The sequence below is a fragment of the Mycobacterium sp. TH-M82 genome (assembly GCF_057473605.1).
Genome location: NZ_JBYCKY010000423.1, coordinates 1 through 1,839 on the forward strand (window position 1 = coordinate 1; position 1,839 = coordinate 1,839).

Consider the following 1,839-nt stretch of genomic DNA (forward strand, 5'->3'; position numbering starts at 1 on the left):
CGTCGGTGCGCATCAGGTCTTCGGGTTTGAGTTCCGGCTCGCCGAAGAAGGTGTCGGCGCCCTCGGCTTCCAGGCTGACCAGCGCCCGCAGGATCACGCCGGCGGTGGCCGACGACACCGCCCCGAGGTTTTTCAGCTCGGGCTTGCCCTCGTCGCTGGTGAGGTAGCTGATCACCGAGCGCAAATCCTTCAGGTCCAGCAGCGCCAGGCCCTTCTGGTCCGCCCAATGAAAGATCAAGCCGAGGGTCGACTCTCCAGTCGGGTTGAGCCCCAATACCTTTGAGAGCAGGATGGGGCCGAAGCTGGAGATCGTCGCCCGCACCGGCACGCCGATCCCGCCGGTACCCAGCGACAGGAACTCCACCGGGAAGGCGGTCGGCGCCCAGTCGTCGCCGGTGTCCTTGGCGCGCTCGGTGATCTTGTCGCCTGCCTCACCGGCCCGGGCCAGCCCCGACAGGTCACCCTTGACGTCAGCCATCAGCACCGGCACGCCGGCGGCGGACAACTGCTCGGCGATCACCTGCAGTGTTTTGGTCTTGCCGGCGCCGGTGGCGCCGGCCACCAGGCCGTGCCGGTTGACGGTGGCAAGCGGGATGCGAACCTGCGCGGCGGGGTCGGCGGTGCCGTCGACGACCACGGTGCCCAGCTCCAGAGCCGGTCCGCCGACGGCGTAACCGCTCGCGATCTGCGCTGCGGCATCCTCCGCTGAGCGGGGTGTGAATTCAGGACTCACCGTGACGACACTACTTGACTACTTGACTACTTGGCTGGGCTTGGGCGGCCGTCGCCGCAACCCGGTGAGCAGCTAACGTAGGTCTACTGTGAGCGCCGCACGAGACGAACTGGTCTGGGTCGACTGTGAGATGACCGGCCTGGATCTGGGTTCGGACAAGCTGATCGAGATCGCCGCCCTGGTCACCGACGGCGAGCTGAACATCCTCGGCGACGGTGTCGACGTGGTGATCCACACCGACGACGCCGCATTGGCGTCGATGATCGACGTCGTCACCGAGATGCACAGCCGGTCCGGCCTCATCGAGGAGGTCAGGGCCTCCCCGGTCGACGTGGCGGCCGCCGAGGCGATGGTGCTCGACTACGTCCGCACCCACGTCAAGCAGGCCAAGATGGTGCCGCTGGCCGGCAATTCGATCGCCACCGACCGGGGCTTCCTGGCTCGTGACATGCCCAACCTGGACTCCTACCTGCACTACCGGATGGTCGACGTCAGCTCGATCAAGGAACTGTGCCGGCGTTGGTACCCGCGGATCTACTACGGCCAGCCGGCCAAAGGACTGGCGCACCGGGCACTCGCTGACATCCACGAGTCCATTCGCGAGCTGAAGTTCTACCGGCGCGCCGCCTTCGTGGCCCCGCCTGGGCCGTCCACCAGCGACATCGCGGCGATCGCTGCCGAATTTGGCGGCGGCGACGGTGCGACCGGGGTCATTGATTCGGCTTGCGAGCACCCCAGCAGCTAGTATCGACGTCGCCGCTTCGGGCCCGCGGGGGATCGCGGGATCGGGTGGCGATGGTGAGTGTAGTTCAGCTGGTAGAGCACCAGGTTGTGATCCTGGATGTCGCGGGTTCGAGTCCCGTCACTCACCCCGAAGCTGACAGAGGCTTTCGCGCTGGTCAGAGAGCATGTCCGAGTTAGCGGGAGCGCGTGTTTCGTTGCCCATTGCGTAGTTTGTTGTGCGGGATTCGATCCGACGAAGTCCTAACTGATACCGGCGATTCCGAAGAGGGCTAGCACGGGGACCAATCCGAAGTCAGCTGCGACCGGCATTCCGATGGCGTCGAGAAGGTGACCCGACGTGAGTTCCTGCACGAACAGCGCTA

Annotated in this window: 2 protein-coding genes and 1 tRNA gene; 2 read left to right on the top strand and 1 reads right to left on the bottom strand. The window is 65.9% G+C overall.

What is annotated here, in order from left to right:
* Nucleotides 1-733, bottom strand: a 733-nt coding sequence (locus AC2VON_RS13115; protein WP_486953356.1) for a helicase HerA-like domain-containing protein, incomplete at its 3' end; no start/stop codon positions are given.
* Between the two features lie 88 nt (nucleotides 734-821).
* Here AC2VON_RS13115 and orn point away from each other — a divergent pair.
* Nucleotides 822-1,478 (top strand): oligoribonuclease, encoded by a 657-nt coding sequence (gene orn / locus AC2VON_RS13120; RefSeq protein ID WP_486953357.1) that lies wholly within the window; start codon nucleotides 822-824, stop codon nucleotides 1,476-1,478.
* A 53-nt stretch (nucleotides 1,479-1,531) separates the two neighbouring features.
* Nucleotides 1,532-1,604, top strand: a tRNA-His gene (locus AC2VON_RS13125).
* The last annotated feature ends 235 nt before the right edge of the window (nucleotides 1,605-1,839 follow it).